Here is a 2,658-nt window from a genome sequence, read left to right on the forward strand (position 1 = left end):
CAGCCGTCCCGTCACGTGCCGGCCCCACAGGCCCCACATCGCCCGCCCGGGCGCCCGGTCGTCGCGCGCGTACCAGGCGAGCTCCCGCCCGCCCGGCGTCCGCCGCAGCGCGCCGAGCGGCGCGTAGTTCTCCACCACGAACGCCCGCCCCGGCACCGGCGCGCCCGCCGGCAGCGGACGGTGCGTCAGGTCCAGGTGCTGCGCCCGGACCACGTCCAGCCCCGCCGTGTCGGTGAACAGCCGGAACTGCGCCCCCGGACGGGGGTTGAAGTCGAGCAGGTGGTAGTCGCCGGTGTCCGCGCAGCGGCGGAAGTCCAGATCGAGGATGCCGCGATAGCCCAGCTCGACGGTGAGCCGCTCCGCCAGCGTCCGCACCTGCGGGTTCGGCTCCCAGCGGCCGACCGCGGTGAGCCCCGCCCCGCGCGGCCTCGAACGCAGCTTCAGCCCCGCCCCGCCCGCCCGCACTCCGCCCGCCCGGTCGGCGTACCCGTGGAAGAACCAGTCCCGGTCCGGGCCCGGCGGCAGGAACGCCTGCAACAGCAGCGTGCTGCCCGCCTCCTCACGCCGCGCGTACAGCTCCCGCGCCTCCCTGGCGCTGCGCACCAGCACCGTGCTGCGCAGCCCGCTGCCCGGCGGCAGCAGCCAGGGCCTGCTCCACTTCGCCACCACCGGCAGCCCCAGCCGCCAGGCCGCCGCGGCGGCCTCGTCCGCGCTGTCCGGGGTGAGCGTCAGCGGGTGCGGGACGTCGAGCGTGGCGCACAGCCGGGCCAGTCCGGCCTTGTCGGCGACCTGCTCGGGCAGCGCCCCGGACAGGTCGGGCAGCAGATAGGCCGGTGCCAGTTCCCGGCGGCCGCGGCCCATTGCGAGCGCCCCCGCGTCGTCCATCGGGATCAGCACCGCGGGCCGCGCGATCCGCGCGGCCACCCGCAGCAGGACCGCCGTCACCTCGGCCGCGCCGGCACCGGGCGGGGGAGGGGTGTGCAGCGCCGTCACGAAGCGGGACGCGCGGACCGGGCTGCGCCCGCAGTCGGCGACCACGTGCACCTCCACGCCCGCCCGGCCGAGCGACCGCACGGCGCCCAGCGTTCCGTGGTGAAAGGGATTCCGGTCGATCCGCAGCAGAACGGCGGGGACACGGACGTCGAGCAGGGACACGGGTTCATTCCTTCGATTCGGTCACCGGTGCGGGCGATTGCGGCACTCGAAAGCCGTAGCGGCGGTGGCGTGATTGCTTTTCATATGACTGGGTGTCAGTACGACGGTCGGTACGGCAGAAGAAGAAGTGGGGCGGAGAGACCGGCGCACGGCGTGCGAGACAGCACCGCAACGACGAACCCAAGGAGCAGGAATGGCCCCACAGCAGCGACGGCCCCGGCTGCGGCGGCTGGCATGTGTCGCCGCGGCCGTGGCCGCGGCGGCCACCCTGGCCGCCGGTCCCGGTTTCGCCGCGGGTACGGGGACGGACGACGGCCCGCCCGCCCCGGCCCCCTCGGCCCCGGCTCCCGGCCCCACGGCGCCCCCGTCGGCCGCCACGCCCGGAGAGAGCGCCCCCGCCTTCGGCGCCTACCTCGACTACGGCCCCCGCGGCGTGACCCGCATGGCCGAGCTCAGCCAGTGGCTCGGCGGCGCCCGGCTGCGCGTCGGCCACACCTACCTGCCCGGGGACCGCTGGAGCAACATCGAGGGACGCCCCGGCTTCCTCGACGTCTGGGCGAACTGGCGGCGCGGCGCCGACGACCGGATGCTCGTCCTCAACGTGCCCATGCTGGAGCGCAACGAGGAGGGGCTGGGCGACGACGAGGTGCGCAGGCTGCTGCGGGAGGGCGCCGCCGGCCGCTACGACCATCACTTCCGCGCGCTCGCCGAGCGGCTGGTCCGCCTCGAGGTGCCGGACACGGTCCTGGTCCTCGGCTGGGAGATGAACGGCATCACGTACACCCATCGGTGCGGACCGGACCCCGAGGCCTGGAAGACGTACTGGAACAGGATCGTCACCACCATGCGTTCGGTGCCGGGCCAGGAATTCCGGTTCGATTTCACCCCGAGCCGCGGCCGGGACGCCGTCCCGTGGACCGAGTGCTACCCGGGCGACGACACCGTCGACATCATCGGAATGGACGCCTACGACCAGCCGCGCGGAATGCCGTTCGACGAACAGGTGGAAGAGCCTTACGGACTGCGGCACCACGTGGAGTTCGCGAAGGAGCGCGGCAAGCCCATTTCCTATCCCGAATGGGGCCTTTTCCGCAACGGTGACAACACCGCGTACATGAAGGGCATGCTCGACTGGATGGACGAGCACAAACCCCTGTACAACACGCTCACCGACTACTGCCCGCACGGCGTGTGGCAGTGCGCGCACAACCCCGAGTCCTCCGCCGTCTACCGGTCCGTGCTGTCCGGCCGCGGCTCCGCCCCGGCGGACACCCCGCAGCCGGCCCCGTCCACCACCACGCCGCCCGTTGTGCCGGCCGGCTGCACGCGCCTGGACCTCGGGCAGTGGGTCGAGTACTGGATCGGCGGACGGCTGTGCCTGCGCCTCGACTGGTGGTCGCGCACCCGCTAGCCGCCCCCGGGACGCGGCAGGACGGCCGTCACCGGCCCGGACGGCCGCCCGGGCGGCGGGCCCGGTCAGGGCCCGCCGCCCGCGTCGCGTCC

Annotated in this window: 2 protein-coding genes; one reads left to right on the plus strand and one right to left on the minus strand. The window is 74.4% G+C overall.

The genetic code is table 11. The features are described from left to right. Positions 1-1,155, minus strand: a 1,155-nt coding sequence (locus tag G3I53_RS19780; protein ID WP_164438600.1) for an ATP-grasp domain-containing protein, incomplete at its 3' end; no start/stop codon positions are given. 193 nt (positions 1,156-1,348) lie between these two features. On the opposite strand from G3I53_RS19780, the gene G3I53_RS19785 reads away from it, so the two are divergent. Next, the gene (locus G3I53_RS19785) at positions 1,349-2,566 is read left to right on the plus strand and encodes a glycosyl hydrolase (RefSeq protein ID WP_164438601.1); all 1,218 of its coding nucleotides are present in this window, start codon (positions 1,349-1,351) and stop codon (positions 2,564-2,566) included. The last annotated feature ends 92 nt before the right edge of the window (positions 2,567-2,658 follow it).

It is taken from the genome of Streptomyces sp. SID14436, from assembly GCF_010548465.1.
Lineage (GTDB): Bacteria > Actinomycetota > Actinomycetes > Streptomycetales > Streptomycetaceae > Streptomyces.

Excerpts from the sequence above, each read along its gene's own strand:
- G3I53_RS19785 (WP_164438601.1), top strand. The coding sequence starts at position 1,349 with ATGGCCCCACAGCAGCGACGGCCCCGGCTGCGGCGGCTGGCATGTGTC.